The following is a 23,231-nucleotide window of genomic DNA, read 5'->3' on the forward strand; positions in this document are numbered from 1 at the left end:
TTCTCTCAGGCCTGGGTTAGCGGATACTGCTCCTTCAGCGTCTTCAGCACCTGGTCGCCCGGCATCGGCGCGCCGAACATGAAGCTCTGCACATATTCGCAGCCCATCTGACGCAGCTCCAGCGCATCGCGCTCGTCTGATATGCCTTCGGCGACCACCGACAGGCCGAGCTCATGCGCCATGTTGACCATGGATTTGAGCAGCACCGCGCGTTTTGGCGTGCTGTCGTCGACGAAGCTCTTGTCGATTTTGATGGTGTCGAACGGGAACCGCGTCAGATAGGCGAGCGATGAATAGCCGGTGCCGAAATCGTCCAGCGACAGGCCGATGCCGAGCTGCTTCAGCTTGGTCAGTACGTGGGCCGTCTGCTCGGGATTGTCCATGACCAGGGATTCGGTGAGTTCGAGCCGGAAGCAGCGCGGCTTCAAATTGGCGCGCGCGATCACGGAACGCACATCGCTGACGAGGTCGCGGCGGATGAGCTGGCGGCTGGACAGGTTGACCGAGACCGACAGCGGCGCGTCGCCGATCTGCTTTTGCCATCCTGCGAGATCCTCGGCTGCTTGCTGCATGGCAAACAGCCCAAGCTGCACGATCAGCCCGCAGCTTTCGGCGACCGGGATGAAATCGGCCGGCGGGATCATGCCGCGGCGTGGATGGTCCCAGCGCAGCAACGCTTCGAAGCCGGCGACGCTGCCGTCTTCCAGGCGCACGATCGGCTGATAGGCCAGCGTGAATTCGCGCCGTTCGATGGCGCGACGCAGGTCGGATTCGAACTGCAGACGGTCAGTGCCGACTGTGCGGAAAGCCGGCCGGAACGGCTCGATCCTGTCGCCGCCGAAACGCTTGGCCTGATGCATGGCGAGCTCCGCATCCTTGACCATGTCCTCGGCCGAGGTCTGCGCCGAGGTCCAGGTGATCAGGCCGATCGAGGCGGTCAGCACGATCTCGCGCTTGGCAAAGGTGATCGGATTGTTGATCGCATGCTTGATCGCATCGGCCACGCCGGCGATGCGGGCGGGATCCTGCTCGGACAGCAGCATCAGCGCGAACTGGTCGCCGGCGAAGCGCGACAGTGAATCCTTCGGCTTCAACAGCCGGTGCAGGCGCCGCGCTATGGTAAGCAGGATGGTGTCGCCGGCCGAGATGCCGAGCCCGTCATTGACCTGCTTGAAGCGGTCGATGTCGATCACGAAGACGGTCGGCCGCACCTTCTCTTCGGTGCGGGCGATCGAGATGATCGCCTCCAGCCGGTTCATGAACAATTCGCGGTTCGGCAGGCCGGTCAGATTGTCGTGCACGGCGTCGTGCAGCAGCCGCTCCTCGGATTTCTTCTGTTCGGTTACGTCGACCATGGTGCCGACGCAGCGGATCACCTCGCCGTCCGACCCGATCACCGGGCGCGCGCGCAGGGCAAACCAGTGATAGTGCCCGTCGGCGCCGCGCAGGCGGAAATTCTGCGCCACCTTGCCACGGCGATGCTCCAGAACGACGTCGAGCGTCGTGCGGAACGTGTCGCGGTCATCGGCATGCAGCACCGGCAGCCAGTTGCGCGCGGCACCGCCCAGGCTGTTGGGGGCAAGGCCTAGCTGGATGCTGACATCGGGTTTGGTCACCACGCGGTCGCGCAGCACGTCCCAGTCCCACACCGTATCGCCCGACCCGGCGACGGCCAGCGCCTGTCGCTCGAGATCGGAGAACAGCCCCTGATGCAGCGCACCGCCTGCAAAGGCGTGCTGCATGACGGTGAAGCCGATCAGCAGGATGATCAGGATCAGCCCACCGCCGAGCGCCGGCTGGGCGATGTCGTTGTCGAGCATGCCGGTGATCGCCATCCACGATCCGCACAGCCATAACAGCACCATGACCCAACTGGGCACCAGCATGATCGCTCGGTCATAACCACGAATACCGAGGAAAATGATCAGGCCGAGCCCGGTCAGCGCCGTGGCGGCAAACGAGATGCGGGCGATGCCGGCGGCAACCGCCGGATCGACGATGGCGACGCCGGCGATCAGCAGCAGGCCCAGAATCCAGACCAGGGCGCCATAGCTGAAATGGCCGTGCCATCGGTTGAGGTTGAGATAGGCGAACAGGAAGACCACGAAGGTCGCCGCCAGCGCCACCTCCGTTCCGGCCCGCCACATTTGCTCGTTGCCGGGCGATATCTCGATGACCTTGTTGAGGAAGCCGAAATCGACGCAGATATAGGCAAGCACCGCCCAGGCAAGGGCCGCCGTCGCCGGGAACATCGACGTCCCCTTGACGACGAACAATATGGTCAGGAACAGCGCCAGAAGGCCTGCGATGCCGATGACGATGCCACGAAACAGCGTGTAGGAATTGACCGAGTCCTTGTAGGATTCCGGATCCCAGAGGTAGACCTGCGGCAGCTTCGGCGAGGCAAGCTCGGCGATGAAGGTGATCACCGTGCCGGGGTTCAGCGTCACCCGGAACACGTCGGCGTCGGGGCTGGTCTGGCGGTCGAGCGCGAAGCCTTCGCTGGGCGTGATGGCTGCGATGCGCGTCGAGCCCAGATCCGGCCAGAAGATGCCGGAATTGACCAGCCGGAAATGCGGCGCGACGATCAGCCTGTCGAGCTGCTGGTCGGTAGTGTTGGCGAGCGCGAAAACCGCCCAGTCGCCGGTCGAGCGGGCATCGTTGGCCTCGACCTCGATGCGCCGCACGATGCCGTCCGGCCCGGGCGCGGTCGACACCTGGAAGTTCTCACCCTGGTTGCGGTAGATCTCGACGGCGCGCGAAAGGTCGAGCGCGACATCGTCGCGCGCAATCTTGATGGGTTCGACGGCAAAGGCCGACGAAGCGGCGCACAGCGTCAGCATCGTCGCCAGCAGAAAGGCGATCAGCGGCCCGTTTCGCAGGAAATTCGTCAAAATCAGTCCTTCGTTCCAGCGCCCGGCGGATCGTCGGCGATCCGGGCGTAGAGGTAGTGGTCCTGCCAGAGGCCGTTGATCCTGAGATAGGATCGCAGAAGTCCTTCGCGCCGGAATCCGGCTTTTTCAAGCACGCGGATCGACCTGATATTGTCGGGAATACAGGCGGCTTCGATCCGGTGCAACCTCAGCGTATCAAAGGCGAAGCGGGCCACCACCTGGACCGCGTCGGTCATCAGGCCGCGGCCGCCGAAGCGCTCGCCGATCCAGTAGCCGACATGGCCACTTTGCGAGACGCCGTGGCGTATGTTGCCGAGCGTGATGCCGCCCGCGAGCTTGCCGCTCGACTTCTCGAAGATGAAGAAGGCGATCGCGGTTCCCTGAGCATAGTCCTCGCGATAGCGGCTGATGCGCAGGCGCCATGCCGTGCGATCGAGTTCGTCCGGGGTCCAGCGCGGCTCCCACGGCTCCAGGAACGCCCGGCTTTCGCCGCGCACCGTCGACCACTCGCGGTAGTCGTTGGTGAACGGCACGCGCAGCGTGACCAGGTTGCCCTTCAGTGCCGGCAGGTCACGGCGAAAGAAAGGGAGCGCGAACACGGCGCTGGGGACTTAGACGGCGAGCCTGCGGGCCGTGGCCTGCGTGCCCGGAAGCGAATCAAGGATCGCCTCGTATGGCGCCAGCGTACCCACGGGCCCGACAGCGGTAAGCGTCGGCTTGGTCGAGAACATCCGCGACGACAGATCGGTCAGGCGCTCGATCGTCAGCGCCGCCAGCCGCTCCATCAGCTCTTCCTTTGCGATCGGCCTGCCGAAAAGGAGCAGTTGCCGCGCGATCTGCGAGGCGCGGCTGGCCGGGCTTTCGGCGGACATGATCAGCCCGGCGCGATACTGCGCGCGTGCACGGTCGAGCTCTTCCTGCAGGATGCTGTCGCCGACCTTCTGCAACTCGTCGACGATGACGGGCACCAGTTTGGCGATGTCGCTTTGCCCCGTGGCGGCATGGACGCCGAATATGCCCGTGTCGGAAAAGCCCCAGTGAAAGGCATAGACCGAGTAGCAGAGACCGCGTTTCTCGCGAACTTCCTGGAACAGACGCGATGACATGCCGCCGCCGAGAATCATCGACAGTACCTGCGATGCGTAGAAATCGCGCACATGGTAGGCGCGGCCCTCGAAGCCCAGCACGATCTGCGCGTCCATCAGGTCGCGGTCCTCGCGGAAATCCCCGCCCACATATTGCGCGTATTGCGGAATGGTGCTGTCGGCTTTGCTGCGGAAACCGCCGAGCCGGTTTTCGACCTCGCGCACGAACTTGTCGTGCTTGATGTCGCCCGCGGCCACGATCACCATCCGCTCGGCGCCATACTGGCGTTCGATGAAATCATGCAACTGCTTGGAAGTGAAGGATTTTACGGTTTCGGGCGTGCCCAGGATCGAGCGGCCAATGGTCTGGTGGCGGAAGGCCGTCTCGGTGAAACGGTCAAAGACGATGTCGTCTGGCGTGTCGTGGGCGGCGCCGATCTCCTGCAGGATGACATGCTGCTCGCGCTCGAGTTCCTGCGGGTCGAATTCGGACTCCTGCAGGATGTCGGACAGGATGTCGACGGCCAGCGGCACATCGTCGGAGAGCACCCTGGCGTAGTAGGATGTGGTCTCGACGCTGGTGGCGGCATTGATCTCGCCGCCGACGTCCTCGATTTCCGAGGCGATCTCGAAGGCGCTTCGCCGCTTCGTCCCCTTGAACGCCATGTGCTCGAGCAAATGGGCCATGCCATGCTCTTCTTCGCGTTCATTGCGGGCACCCGACTTGACCCAGGCACCCAAGGCAACCGATTCGATACTTGGAAGGGTTTCGGTGGCGACTGTCAGGCCGTTCGACAGACGGCTTACCTCAACACCCATATGGCTCGTACTCCTTAACGCGCCGCCCGCGCGCGGCGGCTGACGTAATCTTCCACCATTTTGAGGTCGGATGGAAGTACCGTGTATTTTTCCTCAAATGTCATCAATCCCCCTAGCCATGCGGGCAGGGCGGGCGAGACCCCGCTGGCGGCCTCGACGGCGGCCGGGAATTTCGCCGGATGGGCGGTGCCCAGCACCACCATCGGCACCGCGCCAGCCTTGCCCGCCGCCACGTGCATGGCTGCCGCCGTATGCGGATCGAGCAGGTAGTTGCTGTTTGCCAGCGTCGAGCGAATGGTGGCGGCGACCTCGTCCATGTCAGCGCGGCCGGCATCGAATTCGGACCGCATCCCGGCGATTTCCGCGGCGTCGATAGTGAAGGCGCCCGATTGTTTGAGGCCTGCCATGTAACGTCGAACGGTCGCCGCGTCGCGGTTCGACGCCTCGAACAGCAGGCGTTCGAAATTCGACGACACCTGGATGTCCATTGACGGCGAGGTGGTCGCAAAGACCCCCTTGGTGCGGTATTCGCCGGTCGCGAAGGTGCGTGCCAATATGTCGTTGTCGTTGGTGGCGATGACCAGCCGTTCGATCGGCAGGCCCATCTTCTTGGCGGCGTAGCCGGCGAAAATATCGCCGAAATTGCCGGTCGGTACCGTGAACGACACCGGCCTGTCCGGCGCGCCGAGCGACAGCGCCGAGGAGAAATAATAGACGATCTGGGCCATGATTCGCGCCCAGTTGATCGAATTGACCCCCGACAGCGACACCCGGTCGCGGAAGCCGTGATCGTTGAACATGTCCTTCAGCAGGCCCTGACAATCGTCGAAATTGCCCTCGATCGCCAGCGCATGGACATTTTCAGCCGTCGACGTTGTCATCTGCCGCTGCTGCACCGGCGAGACGCGGCCATGCGGAAAAAGGATGAAGATGTCGGTGCGGCTGCGCCCGGCAAAGGCATCGATGGCCGCGCCGCCGGTATCGCCCGACGTGGCGCCGACGATGGTCGCATGCTGGCCGCGTTCGGCAAGCACATGGTCCATCAACCGGGCAAGCAACTGCATCGCCACGTCCTTGAACGCCAGTGTCGGCCCATGAAAGAGTTCGAGGACAAAAGTGTTGGCGCCGGTCTGCACCAACGGGCAGACAGCCTCATGGCGGAAGGTGGCATAGGCTTCGCGGACGAGGCGCTCGAAGACCGGCGCGGCGATCTCGCCGCCCAGAAACGGCGTCAACACGCGGATGGCGAGGTCGGGATAGGCAAGGCCGCGCATGGCGCGGATGTCGGCTGCCGAGAAGCGCGGCCATTCGCGCGGCACATAGAGCCCGCCATCGCGCGCCAGCCCAGCCAGGATGGCGTCGGAAAATCCAAGCGCGGGCGCTTCCCCGCGGGTACTCACATAATGCATGTCACAGATCCGTTTGCCGCCTGGTTTTTCCGTTCACCACAAGGTGGTTAATTTCTGCACCGGCTCTAGTCGCATTTTTGCCGCGCGGTTGATATACGTCACCAGCTTTGCGAGAGGGAAGTGCAGTTTCATGGCGTTTCGTATATCAAGTGGTCGCTTTTTGGCGGGTCTTGCGCTCACGGGCTTTATGCTTGCCGCCGCCGGTTGCCAATCAGGCGACAATGGCATCCTGAACCTCGGTTTCGGCAAGAAGGACCCGACGGCGCCTCCGCCGCCACAGGATCCCAAGGTGCTGGCCAGCCAGCTGAACGCCTATTGCCCAAGGGTGACGGTGCGCGATGGCACGGCGTTCTTCAATACCTATGTCAACGAGGCCCAGAAGCCCAAGCCGAAGCTCAAGAAGACCGGCGACGCGGCCGCGGATGCCGCGGCCCAGGCCGCGGCCGACGCCGCCGCTGCCACGCCGCCCGACGATTCGGCGAGGATCATTTATCAGGCGTCGATCAGCGACGTGACCCGCGATTGCAGCCGTGCCGACGGGCAACTGACGATGAAAATCGCGGTCGCCGGCAAGATCGTACCCGGACCGAAGTTCACGCCGGGCACCATCACCATGCCGATCCGCACGGCGGTTATGCATGGCACCGACGTACTTTATTCGCAGATCCACCAGTATCAGGTTCAGGTGACCGATCCCTCGGTCGCCACCCAGTTTGTCTTCACCGATTCCAATGTCGTCGTACCGGCGCCAACGGCCGCGGACTATCAGGCCTATGCCGGTTATGATGAAACCGCCCCCAAGGCAACGACCGACAAGCCGAAGAAGAAGACCCACAGGAAGAAGGCGACCGCGACAAACTAATGCATGTCGCCCGGAAGCGTCCTCGGTTCCGATAACGACATGCATAAAAACAGAAGCCTACAGCAGGTCGGGCGATCCTATTCGCCGCGACATGCTGTAGTCGGCTGCCAGCGTGGCGTGCGTCCGGCCGGGCGCACGCATCTCAAGCATCCGCAGACCATTCCGACAGCGCCGCGATCACGCTTTTCAACTCAGCCCACCGCCGGATGACCGTTTCGGCGCCGGCCTCCGTCAGGGCATCGGCATGGCCGGGATAGCTGTGGCTGGCGCCCGTAAAACCGATCACGCGCATGCCGGCGGCCTTGGCGCCGGTGACGCCGTGCACGGAATCCTCGATGACGAAGGTGTTCGCCGGGTTGGCGGCGAGCTTTTCGGCGGCATGCAGGAACACGTCCGGAGCCGGCTTGGTCTTTCCGGTCGGCGTCTCCATCGCCGAGAAGATGCGCCCGGCGAAGAATGGCAGCAGATGCACCTTATCCAGCATGAACTCGATTCGCTCCGAACGTGAATTGGAGCAGATGCAGCGCTGCGCCGTGACCGAGGCGACCGCTTCGCGCACACCCTCGATGGCACGCACGTCGCTGCGCAGTTTGCGGTCAACTAGTTCCTCGGCGCGATCGATCAGCGACACCTGAAACGGGATTTTGGACTTCTCCTCGATCCGGATCAGGATGTCCTTGAAGGTCAGGCCGGCATAGGTCTCGGCAATCTCCTCAGCCGAGATTTCATATCCGGCCAGGGTGATCAATTCGGCCTCGACCCGCGCGGCGATGATTTCGGAATCGACGAGCACGCCGTCGCAATCGAAGATGACAAGATCTGGCTGGGGCATGGTGATCCGGACGATGGAGGATGGAGGGGATGGCCACTCAGGGCCCAAGCGGCGCGGCATACACCAACGGCCGGACCTTCGCAAATCTGGTGGCCATCCGCGCGCCTTCACCGAATATTTACGCTGATCGGTAACCATAACGGGGAGTAAACAGTAACGCGTGCCTTGGGTGTAAAAATGTCAGCCGTGCGTCTTCTCGACGAGCTCTCCTACGCTCCCCAGCAGTCCGAGTGGCTGGACACCATCCTGAAAGGCGATTGCGTCGCGGCCCTTGACCGCCTGCCGGAAAAGTCGATCGACGTCATCTTTGCCGATCCGCCCTACAATCTGCAGCTGGACGGCGATCTGCACCGTCCCGACCAGTCCAAGGTCGACGCGGTCGACGATGACTGGGACCAGTTCGAGAGTTTTGAGGCCTATGACGCCTTCACCCGCGCCTGGCTGCTGGCGGCGCGCCGCGTGCTGAAGCCCAACGGCACGATCTGGGTCATCGGCTCCTACCACAACATCTTCCGGGTCGGCGCCAAGATGCAGGATCTCGGCTTTTGGATCCTCAATGACGTGGTCTGGCGCAAGACCAACCCGATGCCGAATTTCCGCGGCCGCCGCTTCCAGAACGCGCATGAGACGATGATCTGGGCCTCCCGCGATCAGAAGGGCAAAGGCTATACCTTCAACTATGAAGCGCTGAAGGCGTCGAACGATGATATCCAGATGCGCTCCGACTGGCTGTTCCCGATCTGCACCGGTGGCGAGCGCCTGAAGAACGACAATGGCGACAAGCTGCATCCGACGCAGAAGCCCGAGGCGCTGCTTGCCCGTATCATGATGGCGTCGACCAAGCCGGGTGACGTCGTACTCGACCCGTTCTTCGGCTCCGGTACGACGGGTGCCGTGGCCAAGCGCCTCGGCCGCCACTTCGTCGGCATCGAGCGCGAGCAGGCCTATATCGACGCCGCCAAAGAGCGCATCGATGCCGTGCGGCCATTCGACGAAGCGGATCTTACCGTGCTTACCGGCAAACGCGCCGAGCCGCGGGTCGCCTTCGTCAGCCTGATCGACACTGGGCTGATGACGCCCGGCGCCACGCTCTACGACGCCAAGAAGCGCTGGGCCGCCAAGGTTCGCGCCGATGGCACGGTGGCGATCGGCGACAGCGCCGGCTCGATCCACAAGATCGGCGCCGAGGTGCAGGGGCTGGACGCCTGCAACGGCTGGACCTTCTGGCATTATGAGCGCAGCGGCGGATTGACCCCGATCGACGAACTGCGTCGCATCGCCCGCCTCGGCATGGAACGGGCAGGGGGCTGACCCCCTGCCGCTTGCATCATATTCGTTGGATTCAAATTCTCAACGGATCGCCACAAGCGATAGAGATCACGCCTTGATTCCAAAGCGTTCAAGATCCGCCTGAAGCGTACTGGCATCGGTGAACAGCACCGCTTGCCAGCCGGCGGCCTTGGCGCCGTCGACATTTTTCTGGCTGTCGTCGATGAACAGTGTCGCCGACGGTTCCAGGCCGAACGCGGCCACGTGGTGGTCGTAAATGCCGCGGTCCGGCTTTATCTTGCCGATCTCGCCGGAAATGGTGACGCCGCGCGGGCGATCGAGGAAATCGAAGCGTTCACGCGCTTCTGCCAGCGTGTCGGAGGCAAAGTTGGTCAGCATCGTCACATCGTGGCCGCTGTCGATCAGGCCGAGCATGATGGCGACGCTGTCGTCATAGGCATGCGGAACCATCTCGTGCCAGTGGCGGCGGAAATTGCGGATGTTTTCGGCGTGCTCGGGATGCTCCGCGATCAGCAGCGCCTCGGCCTCTTCCCAGGTCCGGCCGCGATCCTGTTCGATGTTCCAGTCATGCGTGCAGACATTGTCGAAGAACCACTTTCGCTCTTCGGCATCGGGAATGAGGCGGCTGAACGGAATGTTCGGATCGTAATGGATCAGCACGCGGCCGATGTCGAAAACGATGTGGCGGATTTCAGTCATGGGGCCTCTTTGCACTCAACGGCGATGGCTTTTTCGTCGCGCCGGGTATCGCAGCCTCGATTGCCTTTTTCATGACAGTGGGCAGCGCCTCGCCTGAAATCTCATGGGCCGGCGACCAGAAATACCCTGCCAGTGCATCACCTTTGATGTGGGCGCGAAAGACTTCGAGTTCGAGCGCGAAATGGGTGAATACATGCGTGATTTTTCCGGCGCGCAGCCAGTTGCCGGGAAAGGGCGCCGCCGCTTGCGTGGTGGCTCCGTCCGCCCGCGCCGTCCAGGCGGTGGTAGGCACTTCCGTCATGCCGCCAAGCAGGCCCTTTTCCGGCCGCTTGCGCAAAAGAATGGCGCCGTCCTCACGTGTGGCCACGAAAGCCGCGCCGCGCCGCAGCGGTTTGTCGGCTTTTGGCAGCCGCACCGGGAAATTCTCGGGGTCGCCTGCAATGACGGCGCTGCAGTCGTCGCGCAGCGGGCACGGCATGCAGCGCGGGCGGCGCGGCGTGCAGATCGTCGCGCCGAGATCCATCATCGCCTGGGCGAAGTCGCCGGGCCTTGTCGCCGGCACCATGCGCTCGACATGGGCTCGTATCTCGGGCTTGGCTTCGCTCAGCGGCGTCGTGATCGAAAACAGCCTTGAGATGACGCGTTCGACATTGCCGTCGACAACGGCCGCGGGACGGTCGAAGGCGATTGACGTGATCGCCGCCGACGTATAGGCGCCGATCCCCGGCAATTCTCGAAGTTCGGTCTCGGTGCCTGGAAACCGGCCGCCGCGTGCCGCCACCAAATCGGCACAGGCCTTGAGATTGCGGGCGCGGGAGTAATAGCCGAGCCCCGCCCAGGCTTTCATCACATCCTCGGTCGGCGCCGCTGCCAGCGCTTCGACATCGGGCCATTTCTCGACAAAGGCGCGGAAATAGGATTTCACCGCTTCGACGGTGGTCTGCTGCAGCATCACTTCGGACAGCCAGATGCGGTAGGGGTCGGGCCGCACACCGCGTGCATGCTCGCGCGGAGTCACGCGCCACGGCAATTCGCGATGATGCGCGTCATACCAGGCGAGCAGGCGCGACGCCGTATCGTCTGAGATGGCCTTGCTGGTCAGGGCCTTGCGGGTCTGGTCTGCTGGTGCCATTGATCTTGCGTTGGCCTGGCCGGTATCTGCTGGGTCGTGGCTGGAGAACGCACATGGCAGGGAAAAGGCCCTTCGGCAATCCCGTTCCGGTGAGCGACCTCGCCACCGAGATCCTCGATCCGGTGCTGCGCAAGCGGGCAGGCATTTCGATCGGTCTTGTCCAGTCCTGGGAAGAGATTGCCGGACCGCGCCTGGCCATCCACTCGCGGCCCGAAAAGATCCAGTGGCCCCGCCGCCTGCACGAAGACGATCCGTTCGAGCCGGCCGTGCTGGTCATCGCCTGCGAAGGCATGGCCGCGCTTCACCTGCAGCACGAGACCGGCGAGATCATCAACCGGGTGAACGCCTTCCTGGGTTTCAGGGCGATAGGCCGGATCAGGATCGTGCAGAAGCCGGTAAGCTCGGGAAGAGCCCGGCCCAAACCTGCCCTCAGGCCACTGAGCGCGGCGGAAAAGGCGAAATTGGCCGATACTGTCGGGCTGATCGAGGATGACGGGCTGCGCGCCTCGCTGGAACGGCTGGGTGCGACCATTCTGGGCGCAAGGAAAGCCTAGTTATGACTGGCAACGGTCATAGGTTTGTCGTTAATCTCTCGCATTCGTGATCACCCTCGTCAGGTTTCGCGATTGGATTGGGGACAGGGATGCCTTAATTCGCGCCAACTCTCGCTTTTTCGTGCCATTGCATTGCAAAATCCAACCCTTATCAGGTGATTCGTATGAGCCGTACCCCGTTTGGCCAAAGCTTCTCTCGCAGAAACGTCCTGACTTCGCTGGCCGCCATCCCGGCGGTGGCCCTGCTCGCCGCCTGCAGCGATTCCGGCGAACAGGCCAAGGCTGCGGATGTCAAGCCCGCGGACCCGGCGACGCCCGCAAAGCCGGCCACGCCGGCCGCCGTCCAGGTGCCGGAAGCGCAGGGCACCGTCGACATGACCGAACTGATGAAGCCGGGTGCGCTGCCCGACAAGCAGCTCGGCAAGGATGACGCCAAGGTCACCATCGTCGAATACGCCTCGATGACCTGCCCGCACTGCGCGCATTTCGCCGAGACCACCTTCCCGGATTTGAAGACCAAGTACATCGATACCGGCAAGGCCCGTTACATCCTGCGCGAATTCCCGTTCGATCCGAGCGCCGAAGCCGGTTTCATGCTGGCGCGCTGCGCCAAGGACAACTATTTCCCGATGGTCGATGTCCTGTTCAGGCAGCAGGCGAACTGGGTCGGCGTGTCCAACACAAAGGATGCGCTGCTGCAAATCTCCAAGCTCGCCGGTTTTACACAGGAGTCCTTCGAGGCCTGCTTGACGGACCAGAAACTTCTGGACGATGTGAGATCGGTCCAGAAGCGTGGCGCCAATGAATTCAAGGTCGACTCGACACCGACCTTCTTCATCAACGGTAAGACCTACAAAGGGGCGATGTCGATTGAGGAAATGTCGGCCATCATCGACCCTCTGCTCTGACATCAGCTCAGCGCCGAAGCGGCAGCGCTCCGGCGCTGCTTGCCTTTCTATCTGTTCGCGCGCTATGCGCGCTGTTGCAAAACCTCGGTACAGTTTTGCGGAACCGGTGTATGAGGCGCGTGAATGAAGTTTTCGCGCCTCCGCCTCCTTGGTTTCAAGTCCTTCGTCGAACCCGGCGAGTTCGTCATCGAACGCGGCCTGACCGGCATTGTCGGGCCGAACGGGTGCGGCAAGTCGAACCTCGTCGAGGCGCTGCGCTGGGTGATGGGCGAAAGCTCCTACAAGAACATGCGCGCGTCCGGCATGGACGACGTGATCTTTTCCGGCTCGGGCACGCGCCCCGCCCGCAACACCGCCGAAGTCACGCTGTTCCTCGACAACAGCGACCGCTCGGCTCCATCAGCCTTCAACGATGCCGACGAACTGCAGGTGTCGCGCCGTATCGAGCGCGAGGCCGGCTCGCTCTACCGTATCAACGGCAAGGAAGCGCGCGCCAAGGACGTGCAGCTTCTGTTCGCCGACCAGTCGACCGGCGCGCGCTCGCCCTCGATGGTTGGGCAGGGCCGTATCGGCGAACTGATCCAGGCCAAGCCGCAGGCGCGCCGCGCGCTGCTCGAAGAGGCGGCCGGCATTTCCGGCCTGCACACCCGCCGCCACGAGGCGGAACTCCGGCTTAGGGCGGCCGAGCAGAACCTCGAACGCCTGGACGATGTCGTCGGCGAACTGGAAAGCCAGATCGAAAGCCTGAAGCGCCAGGCGCGCCAGGCTTCCCGCTTCAAGAACCTGTCGGCCGACATTCGCAAGGCCGAAGCAACGCTCTTGCATCTGCGCTGGACGTTGGCCAAGACGCAGGAAGGCGAGGCGCGTTCGGCGCTGGCGACGGCCACGGCGCTCGTCGGCGACCGCGCCGCCACGCAGATGAACGCGGCCAAGGAGCAGGGCATCTCCGCCCATCGCTTGCCCGACCTGCGCGACGCGGAAGCCGCGGCTGCCGCGGCCTTCCAGCGGCTGTCGATCGCCAGGTCGCAGATCGAGGAAGAAGCCGGCCGCATCCGCACCCGTCAGGCCGAACTCGAGCGCCGGTTGCAGCAACTCGACGGCGACATCGCCCGCGAAGAGCGGATGGTGCGCGACAATGCCGACGTACTCGAGCGCCTGCGCGCGGAAGAGGCCGCGCTGAACTCCGAAAACGCCGGCGCGGCGGAGCGAGAAGCCACTACCCGCGCGGCATTCGAACAAACCGCCTCGACGCTTGCGCAAACCGAAGCCAAGCTCGCCGCGCTGACCGCCGAGCGCGCCGAGGCCGCCGCCTCGCGCCATCAGATCGAACGGACTTTGCGCGAAACTGCCGAGCGGCGCGATCGCTTCGCCCGTCAGCTCGCCGATGTCGATCGGGAGTTATCGGACATCCTCGCCAAGGTGGCCGGCCTGCCCGATCCGGCCGAGAAACGGATCCTGGTCGAACAGGCGCTGGCATTGCTGGAAGAGTCGGAGGCCTCGGTGGCGCAGGCCGAGCAGTCGGTCATCGACGCTCGTGGCGCCGAAAGTGCCGCTCGGCCCCCGCTTCAGGACGCTAGGGCGGAACTGGCCGGGGTCGAGACCGAAGCCCGTACGCTGGCCAAGATCCTGAACGCGGCCAGCGGCGATCTCTTCCCTTCCGTGCTGGAGCAGATCAGCGTCGAGCGCGGCTTCGAGACGGCCCTGGGCGCGGCCCTGGGCGAAGACCTCGACGTGCCACTCGACCGTAGCGCACCGGCTCATTGGGGCGAAAGCGAAATTCAGCCCGGCGACGCCGCGCTTCCGGAAGGGATCAAGAGCCTTGCCAGCGTGGTTCGCGCGCCGGCACAACTTGCCCGCCGCCTGGCGCAGATCGGCATCGTCGAGGCCGCTGACGGGCGCCGGTTGCAGGGGCTTCTGGCTCCCGGCCAGCGCCTGGTCAGCCGCGAGGGCGCGTTGTGGCGCTGGGACGGTCTGACCGCCAGCGCCGATGCACCGACCGCTGCGGCACAAAGGCTGGCGCAGAAGAACCGGCTTGCCGAACTCGATGCCGAAGCGGTGCAGGCGACGCTCGTCCTGCGCCAGGCCGAGGAGACGCTGGCGCAGGCCGAGCAGGCACTGCGCCAGGCAAGCGAAGCGGAGCGAACCACACGCCAGGCCGGACGCGAAGCCCAGCACCGGCTGGACGCCGCCCGCAATGCGCTGGCCGAGGCCGAAAAGGCCGGCGGTGAACTGTCGAGCCGGCGTGCCGCGCTGGACGAAGCGCGCGCCCGCATCGTCGACAGCCACGAGGAGACATCGGCGGCTTTCGTCGAGGCCGAGATGCTGCTGCAGGACGCGCCGGATCTCGGTGACCTGCAATTGCAGCTCGAACAGTCCTCGGCCAATGTCTCTCGCGACCGCGCCACGCTTGCCGACGCGCGTGCCGTCCATGAGGGCTTGCGGCGCGAAGCCGAGGCCCGCACGCGACGGCTGGACGCCATCGGCGCCGAGCGCAGCAACTGGCTGGTGCGTGCCGAAAACGCCTCGACACAGATCGCCTCGCTCGGCGAACGCAAGGCCGAGGCCGAGGCCGAGCGCGAACGGCTGGCCGATGCGCCCGACGAGATCGACGCCAAGCGCCGTGCGCTGCTGTCGCAGCTCACCGAGGCCGAGACCTTGCGCAAGGCGGCCGCCGACCGGCTGCAGGAAGCGGAGAACAGGCAGGCCGAACTGGACAAGGCGGCCACATCAGCCATCCAGTCGCTGGCCGAAGCGCGCGAAACCCGCGCCCGTGCCGAGGAGCGGCTGACGGCGGCGGACGAACGCCGGCTGGAGGTCGAGGCGCGCATCCAGGAAACGCTGAACACGCCCCCGCATCTGGTCATCCGCCACACCGGCCTGGAAGCCGGCGACCCGATGCCCGAGATGCCCGAGATCGAACGCCAGTTGGATCGGCTGAAAATCGAGCGCGAACGGCTCGGCGCCGTCAATTTGCGCGCCGAGGAAGAGCAGAAGGAGCTTTCCGATCGCCTGGAGACGATCGTGTCCGAGCGCGAGGACATCATCGAAGCGATCCGCAAGCTCAGGCAAGCGATCCAGAGCCTCAACCGTGAAGGCCGCGAGCGGCTGCTGGCCGCCTTCGATGTGGTGAACAGCCATTTCCAGCGGTTGTTCTCGCATCTGTTCGGTGGCGGCACGGCGGAATTGCAACTGATCGAATCCGAGGATCCGCTGGAGGCGGGACTTGAAATCCTGGCCCGTCCGCCCGGCAAGAAGCCGCAGACCATGACGCTGCTGTCGGGCGGCGAGCAGGCGCTGACGGCGATGTCGCTGATCTTTGCCGTGTTCCTGACCAATCCGGCGCCGATCTGCGTGCTCGACGAAGTCGATGCGCCGCTTGACGATCACAATGTCGAGCGCTTCTGCAATCTCATGGACGAGATGGCCAACACCACCGAGACACGTTTCGTCATCATCACCCACAATCCCATCACCATGGCCCGCATGGACCGGCTGTTCGGCGTGACCATGGCCGAGCAGGGCGTCAGCCAGTTGGTCTCCGTCGACTTGCAGGCCGCCGAAGCGATGCGCGAGGCGAGCTGACGCCGACAGCGCCGCGGGATCTGCGCGTTCGCCCTCAGCAAAGGATCGTAGCGAACGGATCGCGGGCGGTAAGCCACGCATTCTGGCATCGACTTTCCCGATTATCGCAAAAAGTCGCGGCAAAACCGAACAAGTCTTGGAGGGCGTCAGGCTGAAGCGGGTTGAATGCGCGACAGTGCAAAACCGCCTTTGCCCGACAGGCTCTCTTCCGCCGGCCGGAACATGTCCTCGAAGTCCAGGTCCTGCTCGAAAACCACGCCTCCGACGGTGACGGCCAGGATCTCCTCGGCGCCTTGAGGGGCAAAATAGACCTGCGAGACACTGGCGCGGATACGCTCGCCAACCGTCCTGGCTTCGGCCTCGCTCGTTCCGGGAAGGAAGACGCCGAACATGGACGCGCCTATGCGGCCGACGACGTCTTGCGAACGCACGCAAGACCGGATGGTCGAGGCTATCAGGCGCAAGGCTTCGTCGCCCCAGCTCAGGCCGAAGCGCAGATTGATGGCGTTCAGATGTTCAGGATGAATGACCAGGAAGGCGCCCGATCGCTCGCCAGGTGGGGAAGACCTGATTGCCCGTCTCTCGATCAGCGACGTGAAAACCTTGCCGTTCAGGCAACCGGTCAGCGTATCGAAGGTAGCGGCCCTGTTGAGTTCCCGCCTATAGCGACGGATCTCGGCCAGTTTCAGGCCTATGAACACAAAAAGCGGCAGGCAGATCACCAAAGGCAAAAGCGTTGCGGTGATCATGCCACGCCCGAAAGGCGTCAGCGTTTCGCTGAACAACAGCAGGTAGTTCAGGATCAGGGAGACGCACAAGCTGCCGATGGTCCCAAGGAAAGCCAACCAGGCGACATTCTTCCATTCGTGATGGGCCGGGACATCAGCTGCTGCGTTGCTCATCGTCGATCTCCGTTCGAACGCCAAGCATAAGACCCGCAAGTTACGATTTCGGTTTCGAAGAACAATACAATTTGAGACGTATCGCCAGCTTTCTGAACAGACGATGCGGCCCTTTGTGGCGAATCCGATTGCTGCCGCCTACGGGGGGCCGAAGATTCCCATCTCCGCCGTCCTCGCAGTTGCTTCGGCCTTGCCATAGATGCCGCCCGGCAAGGCCAGCGCCCAGCCATTCGATACGAGCCAGGCGCCGACATCCTGTTTGCCCAGCCTGCATGTCGCCGCGACAGGGAAGCGGTCGACCGCCGGAGGCACGAAACAGCTCAGCGCCCGCCCGCGCATCCAGTTGTTGAAAGCCGCGCGCGCCCGCTGCCCGCAAGGCCAGGCACTCTCGTGAAACAGGCAGACCCTGTCGGTCGCAACGCTTTGGGTCCCGCTGATGAACAATTTCCGCCCCATGGATTCGAAACCGGCCGACGACGTGGCCACCGGACGGTACAGCGGTGTTTCCTGCCAATCCTTGGGCATCGATGGCTTGGGTTGTGGGGCGAGGCCGAGATCGCCAAGGGGCAAGCGAGGTTCCACCCGCTCCATGCCGGACCCCTCGATCTGCGGCGGTGCGATGAGATCCTGGGCAATCTTGCGGGCTGAATTGACGATCGATCGAACCGGGTGCTGCGCGACTTCAACGCTGACGTCCGGGGCCGGGTTGGTGACGGTCCGTTCGACAGGGAACAGGGTCGCCGCCTTGACCAGCAGCAGGATGCCGACGAGAAGCTCGAGGCTTGCGACCGCGATCATCATGCGAAGGCGTCCGGCTTGTCCCATCAGGCCTGCCGCGCCCAATTCGCTAGAAGCTGGACGTCGATTTGGCAACCGGTTTGAGCGCGCCTTTTTCAATCCGGTAAAACGGCATCGAGCGTTCGCTGGATCCATCCGCGCGGAACCTGAACAAGCCGGTCGATCCGCGAAATCCACTCCGGTTCTCGAAAACCTGCCTGTTGAAACCGTTAGGTCCGGCAGCGCTCGCGATCCCCGCGGTCAGGGCAACCATGTCATAGGCATAAGCGACATTGACGTCGGCCTGATAGTTGAAGGTTGCCTTGAAACGATCCGAAATCGGACCTGTTTCGTGTTGGTCGAGCGTCGCGATATAGGCGCCTTCGAAAAGTGGACTGGTCGGGTGCTCCAGCCAGCGGTTCGTGCCAATCACGGAGGTCGATTTTCCAGGAATGCCCTTTGCCTTCAGGGCGATCAGGATTGGCGACGGATTGCTGTCGCCGCTGGCAACGACCACGGCATCGGGGACGTCCACCAGCGAGCCCATGTCCGCCACCGCCTTGGCCGCGCTGTCGGCGCTCGTATAGGGTATGGTGATTGCAAGGGCGGCTCCATACACGCTGAGGCTGTTGGCGACCCGCTTTTCCATGATATCGGCACTCGCGCCCGCTGGCACCAGCAGGACGAACTTCTTGGCGCCCTTGGCCGCGATCGCGCCAGCGCCTGCCGCGGCGCTGTCCGCCTCGCTAAGGCATACCGCATAGACGCCCGGGCCACCGGCAAAATTGTCCGCAAGAGCCAGGACCACCGGCCGGTTTGAGCCCGACAATTTGGCGACATGCTGCGCCGCCGCCAGTTCGGTCGGACCGATGACCACTTTCGCTCCCGACGTAATGGCCTTTACCGCCAGTTGCTGGGAGTAGGTCGCGTCTCCCCTTGTGTCCTCGATGGTAAGCGTCAGCAGCGGGTTGCCGAGATCCGTCATCGCGAGCTTGGCGGCGTCGAGCATCTTTCTGCCGTTTTCGCCCGCGGATCCGGAGGCGGAGAGGGGCAGCAGCATGGCGACTTTTGTGGGGCCGGTGCCGAGAGACTGCGTTGTCAGGCTTGCATTGGCGACAGCAACGGCAGCCGGCTGATTGGGGGCCTGGATGGCAGCGGGATCGAGCGCGTCGGACACCGCGCCTTTCGATTGGCAGCCGAGCAACGACATTGCCAGCACGGAAGCGACCACCCATGTCCGCGGGCCGTGGACCGGCCGGTCAAATTCCATTTTTTGCTCCCACCCTGTCTGCCGCGCATGGCGACGACATGTCTTTCCCGGTCTCGTCCGCACGATATATCATGGCGGCGCCATTCGACCGAAGTGCTCAGTCACGGAACAGCTCGGCCCTGAGCGCTTTGATGCGTCTGGCCTGCTCCACGGTTCGATAGTCGGCACATCTCATATAGCGTGGGCCGGGCACGAAAAACCTGCGCACACAGACACGCTTTGCCCCCGTCGGCATGCTTTCCTGCGAAAGGGCGGAAAACCCGAATGTCGCCACAGGCAAGGGCCCGGCTACCTCCAGGCCATCCCTTGCCAGTATGGCTCTCGCACGCTCGCAATAGCGAACGGAAAGTGCCGAGAACCGGGTCTCGTTGTGGCCAGCGCGATATTTCATCACGGTCGTGCACAGATCGCCGCCGGCGAGCTTGTTCGCGAGCGCCAGATACTCGACGCCAAACGCGATATTGGTAGCGGGCGCGCTGAGATTCTCGAGCGAACCGCGAAAACCGAGCATGCGCGCGGTTGCCGGCATGACTTGCATCAGTCCGATTTCTCCAGCACCCCCGCGTGCGTCAGGATCGAAGCCGCTTTCGATCTCGATCACGACATGCGCCAGTGCCGGTTCAAGACCGTAGATCGATGCCTGACAGGTCGCGAACGCCTTGTAGGTCTCGCGCGACCACTGGGCTGCGGCACTGCAGTGCATCCGCCGCGTTGCGATGTCTGATGTTGCCTGTTCGACGGAAGACGGTTCGAATTCCCTGGCTGGCGCCGCCGGCACCAGCCAACCGGTCAGCGCAATCGCCCCGGCGATCACGGCGAGCGGTGCGCGATCGCCAATCATCGGACCCGCCGGTGTGCTCTCGCTGCAGTCAGTTCATGTACTCGACCATGCGGTCGTGAAAACACTCGCACTTGTTGAGCGTGTCTTCGTCCTTGTAGTTGGTCTTCAGGTAGCCGTAAGCCATGCCGCAGGCGACCTTGGCTTCCGATGCCCAAACGAAGACCGGCCGGGATGAATGGATCCATTCCGGGCTGTTGGCGACGGCGACCGACTCGTCCATCAGCTTCACGACCTGTTTCGTGAGGTCGACCGTGTTGTCGGTCAGCACGAGATTGGACGTTCCAACGGTGCGGCAATAATCGGCCGTCGGGCCTTCGATGATATCGGCGGCATAGCCGGCCGACCCGGCCGTCAACAACAGCGCCGCCACCGAAGCCAGCAGTCTCGAAACAGTCTTCATGATGAACTCCCCTCCATGATCTGACGATATACCATAGTCGTTTGGCCACGCACCATGGTCTTAAACCACATTTGCCGTGGTCGTGTGTGTGTTAGTGCCATCGTCATACAGCAGTGTGATCGTGCTGGTCACGGGCGCGACCGCGTTGGTCAGTTGCGCCACGTCGATGAAGTTGGCGCCACCGGTCAGACCATTGGCATCGACACTCAGTGTGTGTGTTGCCGAATCGTAGTTCACGAAGTCGGCAACGTTGCCGGCTCCAGTCTTGAAAAGGGACGTCAGGTCGATCACGTCGCCATCGCCGCCGACGCCGCTGTAATCGCTGATGAGATCCTTGATATCTAGATGCTCAAGCTTGAACGTGTCGGCGCCGGTGCCCCCGATGAGCGTATCTTGGCCCGAACCGCCGATCAGCAGATCATTGCCTCCGCCGCCGTTAAGCGTGTCGTTGCCGGAGCCGCCGTAAAGCGTGTCGTTTCCGGTGTCGCCAAACAGGGTATCGATTCCGCGCCCGCCGGCCAGGAGATCGGCCTGTCCCGGAAGGCCGCTAAGGATGTCGTTGCCATCTTCGCCGAACAGGGCGGTTTCAGTTGTCGTCGTTGTGTGTGTATCGGCGATGGCCGTTCCTTGCCACGTGCTGGTATCAGGCGAGAGGTGCGCCGTCAGCAAACTGGCGATCGGGTCGCCATCGCCGTCGGTTGCGGTGACCGGGATCGAGATGTCGAAAGGCGTGACGGCGTTCGCAGTCGTATAGGTGACCGGACCCAGCTTGAAGTCGTTCGAACTGGCATTGGCCGAAATCTCGATAGCGCTGAACGGATCGGAATTGGCGACTACGGTAAAGGTATCGCCTTGCTCCAGCCCCGTGATAGTCCACATTCCGTTCAACGCATTATATGTCGCGGCTGGAACAACGGGTCCACCTGACCCATCGACCACGGTGACAAGGCTGCCGAACGCTGTGCTTTCGCCGGTCCCGTCGCCTATGTAGGAATTGTCGTAATCGGCGTTGACGGGGCGGATGGTTATCGACACCGGATCTGATCCCGAGACATTGCCGATCGCCTGGGTATAGCTCGCCACCTCGTAGTGATCCGTATAGTGGGTTCCAACTCCGACACCTCCAGGAAGTCCGGCGATGGTCCCGTCGGTGGTTGCGTTGCTCACGAAATCGAAACGAATCGCCTCACCTGGCCCGATGCTGTTTCCACCATTAACACCCCAACTGCCCGTGCTCGTGTTTACGGGGTGGCCATTGCCGGTCGCAAGCAGATCACTGGTCGATCCGATTGAGTTCAGAACGATCGCGTCATTGTTGCCGCCGCTGGGTGAGAAGTTCGCCGTATTGAACTGGTTACCGGCAAATATCGTCGCGGCCTGAGTATAGGTCCAGGTATCCGTCGCTGGGTTCAGGGTCGCCGTGAAAGCGAGGTCGCTGCCGTTCGCGGCCGAGGTTCGTCCCTCCACCGTGTGCGTATCGACCACGTGGAAAAAGACCTGCTCGCCATTCAGGAAGATGTTTGTGCCGCCTGATGTGACGGCCGCGCCCTCGTTCACGTTGAACACCACGTTGCCAACGCCGTCGGCGCCGGCGCTTGCAGCGAAGTTGATGCTTTCCGTAAGCACCGTATGCGGGGTGTTTTCCACGAAGATGCCGTCAGGCTTGAACGGCAGCGGAGCGTCGTCCAGAACCGTCAGGTTGACCGCGCCGGAAACGTGATCGCCGCTGGTGTCGGTTGCCACCACCTGGAGGCCGTTGATGGCGATGTTGCCGGAGCCCGCGGCATGCTGGAGCTGATCGGTCAACGTTGCGGTCACCACCGGAGTGAGTGAGCTGTTGGCGGCTGCGTTTGTATTCGACAAGGCCAGATAGACGAATGCGCCAAGGTCCAAGCTGCCGGCCGTCTGGACTAAGTGTCCAACCAATTCCCCGCCGACCAAACTCCAGGACAGCGTGTAACCGGGAGCCAGACCCGAAACCGTCGGTGCCACCCACTTTGAAGCGTCGGTCGGGTCGGCGAAGGCAACGGAAATCGCTTCGCCTGATGAGGTGAAGGTGATCCCGCTGTTTGCCTGCGCCGTCTCGCCACGGCTGCCTGGGTTGGTGCCGGTCACGACACCAGCATGAAGATCCGCCGGCAACGAGGCATCCTGCGTCGTGTCGAGCGCGGCCTCGTTCAATGTAAGCGAGGCGGTGCCGCCGCCTGACGGGACCGTATTGGTCTGGACATTCAGCGTTACCGTTGCCGTCGACGTGTCGCCGTCGCCGTCCTTGATCGTGTAGGTGAACGAGTCCGATCCAACGTAGACGCCCGTTGGCGTATAGGTGAACGTTCCATCATTGTTGTAGACCACCGTGCCGTGGGCGCCGTTTGTGGTGACTGTGACCTGGCCACTGATCGGACTGTTGTCGGTATCCACGCCATCGGCGCCGAAGACGTCGTTGCCGAGCAGGCCGGTAAGAGTGGTGGGTCCAGTGATGGTCGAACCCCATGTGTCGTCATGGGCTGTCGGTACGTCATCGACGATGGCGATGTTGATGGTGCCGGTGGTGGTGTTCCCGTTTGCGTCGGTGACCTGATAGGTGAAGCTCTCGGCGGCATTGACGGTATCGGTGCCGGCGGTTGCCGGTCCGTGCACGGGTGCGGTCAGCGTATAGACATAGCTGCCGTCGGTGTGGACCTGGATGGTGCCGTAGGTTCCGGCTGTGGCGGCATTGCCGCCGCTGGCCAGCTGATAGGTGAGCGGTGCGAAGCCGCCGGTGGCATTGAGCTGGTTGGCGGCATCGGTCTCGGCGGTCGAGCCCGGCAGCGAGCCGGTGACGGTGCCGTGGGTGAGATCGGCTCCAGTGGTCGAGGTGTCGAGGGCCGCCTCGTTGACGGTGACATCGCTGTTGGTGGGAGCGAAGAGGCCGGCATCGCTGAGGTTGATGGTCAGCGTCGTGGTCGACAGGTCGCCGTCGCCATCCTTGAGGG

At 63.3% G+C, this 23,231-nt stretch carries 18 protein-coding genes; 5 read left to right on the plus strand and 13 right to left on the minus strand.

Annotated features, from left to right (window positions below):
* Positions 1–5 precede the first annotated feature (5 nt).
* Genes O7A70_RS18150 through thrC form a run of 4 tightly spaced genes read right to left on the minus strand, consistent with a single transcriptional unit; the run spans position 6 to position 6,207 of the window.
* Complete coding sequence (locus O7A70_RS18150; protein WP_337141603.1) at positions 6–2,894, minus strand: EAL domain-containing protein; 2,889 nt, start codon at positions 2,892–2,894, stop codon at positions 6–8.
* A gap of 2 nt (positions 2,895–2,896) precedes the next feature.
* Positions 2,897–3,493 (minus strand): GNAT family N-acetyltransferase, encoded by a 597-nt coding sequence (locus tag O7A70_RS18155; protein WP_337141604.1) that lies wholly within the window; start codon positions 3,491–3,493, stop codon positions 2,897–2,899.
* Between the two features lie 12 nt (positions 3,494–3,505).
* Positions 3,506–4,798, minus strand: a complete 1,293-nt coding sequence (locus tag O7A70_RS18160; RefSeq protein WP_337141605.1) for a M16 family metallopeptidase — start codon at positions 4,796–4,798, stop codon at positions 3,506–3,508.
* A gap of 14 nt (positions 4,799–4,812) precedes the next feature.
* Positions 4,813–6,207 carry a threonine synthase gene (thrC, locus tag O7A70_RS18165; protein ID WP_337141607.1) on the minus strand — a complete coding sequence of 465 codons (1,395 nt, stop codon included), beginning with the start codon at positions 6,205–6,207 and terminating at the stop codon, positions 4,813–4,815.
* A gap of 130 nt (positions 6,208–6,337) precedes the next feature.
* Here thrC and O7A70_RS18170 point away from each other — a divergent pair, with 130 nt between their 5' ends.
* Positions 6,338–7,069: a hypothetical protein gene (locus tag O7A70_RS18170; protein ID WP_337141608.1), complete on the plus strand. Its 732-nt coding sequence runs from the start codon at positions 6,338–6,340 to the stop codon at positions 7,067–7,069.
* 142 nt (positions 7,070–7,211) lie between these two features.
* On the opposite strand, the gene O7A70_RS18175 is transcribed toward O7A70_RS18170, so the two are convergent.
* The gene (locus tag O7A70_RS18175) at positions 7,212–7,901 is read right to left on the minus strand and encodes an HAD family hydrolase (protein ID WP_337141610.1); all 690 of its coding nucleotides are present in this window, start codon (positions 7,899–7,901) and stop codon (positions 7,212–7,214) included.
* Positions 7,902–8,078: 177 nt separating this feature from the next.
* Here O7A70_RS18175 and O7A70_RS18180 point away from each other — a divergent pair, with 177 nt between their 5' ends.
* Positions 8,079–9,212, plus strand: coding sequence for a site-specific DNA-methyltransferase (locus O7A70_RS18180; protein ID WP_337141611.1), 1,134 nt, complete (start codon positions 8,079–8,081; stop codon positions 9,210–9,212).
* A gap of 66 nt (positions 9,213–9,278) precedes the next feature.
* Here the strand turns inward: O7A70_RS18180 and O7A70_RS18185 are convergent, their stop codons facing one another.
* Together O7A70_RS18185 and mutY are read right to left on the minus strand one after the other, a co-directional pair.
* On the minus strand, positions 9,279–9,890 hold the full coding sequence (locus tag O7A70_RS18185) for an HAD family hydrolase (RefSeq protein WP_027142380.1): 612 nt from the start codon (positions 9,888–9,890) through the stop codon (positions 9,279–9,281).
* A complete protein-coding gene (gene mutY, locus O7A70_RS18190; RefSeq protein ID WP_337141612.1) occupies positions 9,883–11,022 on the minus strand; it encodes an A/G-specific adenine glycosylase in 1,140 nt (379 codons plus the stop codon). The genes O7A70_RS18185 and mutY overlap by 8 nt, the downstream gene beginning before the upstream one ends.
* Before the next feature lie 53 nt (positions 11,023–11,075).
* On the opposite strand from mutY, the gene O7A70_RS18195 reads away from it, so the two are divergent.
* The 3 genes from O7A70_RS18195 to smc all read left to right on the plus strand — a co-directional run bounded on the left by O7A70_RS18195 (position 11,076) and on the right by smc (position 16,066).
* A complete protein-coding gene (locus O7A70_RS18195; protein ID WP_027142382.1) occupies positions 11,076–11,576 on the plus strand; it encodes a DUF721 domain-containing protein in 501 nt (166 codons plus the stop codon).
* A gap of 164 nt (positions 11,577–11,740) precedes the next feature.
* A complete protein-coding gene (locus tag O7A70_RS18200) occupies positions 11,741–12,484 on the plus strand; it encodes a DsbA family protein (protein WP_337141613.1) in 744 nt (247 codons plus the stop codon).
* 123 nt (positions 12,485–12,607) lie between these two features.
* Positions 12,608–16,066 carry a chromosome segregation protein SMC gene (gene smc, locus O7A70_RS18205; protein ID WP_337141614.1) on the plus strand — a complete coding sequence of 1,153 codons (3,459 nt, stop codon included), beginning with the start codon at positions 12,608–12,610 and terminating at the stop codon, positions 16,064–16,066.
* Positions 16,067–16,212: 146 nt separating this feature from the next.
* Here smc and O7A70_RS18210 read toward each other — a convergent pair whose 3' ends face one another.
* From O7A70_RS18210 to O7A70_RS18235, 6 genes are all read right to left on the minus strand, one after another.
* Positions 16,213–16,968 carry a GGDEF domain-containing protein gene (locus O7A70_RS18210; RefSeq protein WP_337141615.1) on the minus strand — a complete coding sequence of 252 codons (756 nt, stop codon included), beginning with the start codon at positions 16,966–16,968 and terminating at the stop codon, positions 16,213–16,215.
* Between the two features lie 138 nt (positions 16,969–17,106).
* Entirely contained in the window at positions 17,107–17,769 is a 663-nt protein-coding gene (locus O7A70_RS18215; RefSeq protein WP_337141616.1) for a thermonuclease family protein, read from the minus strand.
* Positions 17,770–17,815: 46 nt separating this feature from the next.
* The gene (locus O7A70_RS18220; protein WP_337141617.1) at positions 17,816–19,015 is read right to left on the minus strand and encodes a penicillin-binding protein activator; all 1,200 of its coding nucleotides are present in this window, start codon (positions 19,013–19,015) and stop codon (positions 17,816–17,818) included.
* Positions 19,016–19,112: 97 nt separating this feature from the next.
* Positions 19,113–19,856: a lytic transglycosylase domain-containing protein gene (locus O7A70_RS18225; RefSeq protein WP_337141618.1), complete on the minus strand. Its 744-nt coding sequence runs from the start codon at positions 19,854–19,856 to the stop codon at positions 19,113–19,115.
* A gap of 28 nt (positions 19,857–19,884) precedes the next feature.
* Positions 19,885–20,256 carry a hypothetical protein gene (locus O7A70_RS18230; protein ID WP_337141619.1) on the minus strand — a complete coding sequence of 124 codons (372 nt, stop codon included), beginning with the start codon at positions 20,254–20,256 and terminating at the stop codon, positions 19,885–19,887.
* 60 nt (positions 20,257–20,316) lie between these two features.
* On the minus strand, positions 20,317–23,231 hold a 2,915-nt coding region (locus O7A70_RS18235), incomplete at its 5' end, for a beta strand repeat-containing protein (RefSeq protein WP_337141620.1).

Origin of the sequence: Mesorhizobium sp. Cs1299R1N1, from assembly GCF_037179655.1 — a bacterium.
GTDB classification, from domain to species: Bacteria; Pseudomonadota; Alphaproteobacteria; order Rhizobiales; family Rhizobiaceae; genus Mesorhizobium; species Mesorhizobium salmacidum.

Excerpts from the sequence above, each read along its gene's own strand:
- O7A70_RS18160 (WP_337141605.1), bottom strand. The coding sequence starts at position 4,798 with ATGGGTGTTGAGGTAAGCCGTCTGTCGAACGGCCTGACAGTCGCCACC.
- thrC (WP_337141607.1), bottom strand. The coding sequence starts at position 6,207 with ATGCATTATGTGAGTACCCGCGGGGAAGCGCCCGCGCTTGGATTTTCC.
- O7A70_RS18170 (WP_337141608.1), top strand. The coding sequence starts at position 6,338 with ATGGCGTTTCGTATATCAAGTGGTCGCTTTTTGGCGGGTCTTGCGCTC.
- O7A70_RS18175 (WP_337141610.1), bottom strand. The coding sequence starts at position 7,901 with ATGCCCCAGCCAGATCTTGTCATCTTCGATTGCGACGGCGTGCTCGTC.
- O7A70_RS18180 (WP_337141611.1), top strand. The coding sequence starts at position 8,079 with ATGTCAGCCGTGCGTCTTCTCGACGAGCTCTCCTACGCTCCCCAGCAG.
- O7A70_RS18185 (WP_027142380.1), bottom strand. The coding sequence starts at position 9,890 with ATGACTGAAATCCGCCACATCGTTTTCGACATCGGCCGCGTGCTGATC.
- mutY (WP_337141612.1), bottom strand. The coding sequence starts at position 11,022 with ATGGCACCAGCAGACCAGACCCGCAAGGCCCTGACCAGCAAGGCCATC.
- O7A70_RS18195 (WP_027142382.1), top strand. The coding sequence starts at position 11,076 with ATGGCAGGGAAAAGGCCCTTCGGCAATCCCGTTCCGGTGAGCGACCTC.
- O7A70_RS18200 (WP_337141613.1), top strand. The coding sequence starts at position 11,741 with ATGAGCCGTACCCCGTTTGGCCAAAGCTTCTCTCGCAGAAACGTCCTG.
- smc (WP_337141614.1), top strand. The coding sequence starts at position 12,608 with ATGAAGTTTTCGCGCCTCCGCCTCCTTGGTTTCAAGTCCTTCGTCGAA.
- O7A70_RS18210 (WP_337141615.1), bottom strand. The coding sequence starts at position 16,968 with ATGAGCAACGCAGCAGCTGATGTCCCGGCCCATCACGAATGGAAGAAT.
- O7A70_RS18215 (WP_337141616.1), bottom strand. The coding sequence starts at position 17,769 with ATGATGATCGCGGTCGCAAGCCTCGAGCTTCTCGTCGGCATCCTGCTG.
- O7A70_RS18220 (WP_337141617.1), bottom strand. The coding sequence starts at position 19,015 with ATGGAATTTGACCGGCCGGTCCACGGCCCGCGGACATGGGTGGTCGCT.
- O7A70_RS18225 (WP_337141618.1), bottom strand. The coding sequence starts at position 19,856 with ATGATTGGCGATCGCGCACCGCTCGCCGTGATCGCCGGGGCGATTGCG.
- O7A70_RS18230 (WP_337141619.1), bottom strand. The coding sequence starts at position 20,256 with ATGAAGACTGTTTCGAGACTGCTGGCTTCGGTGGCGGCGCTGTTGTTG.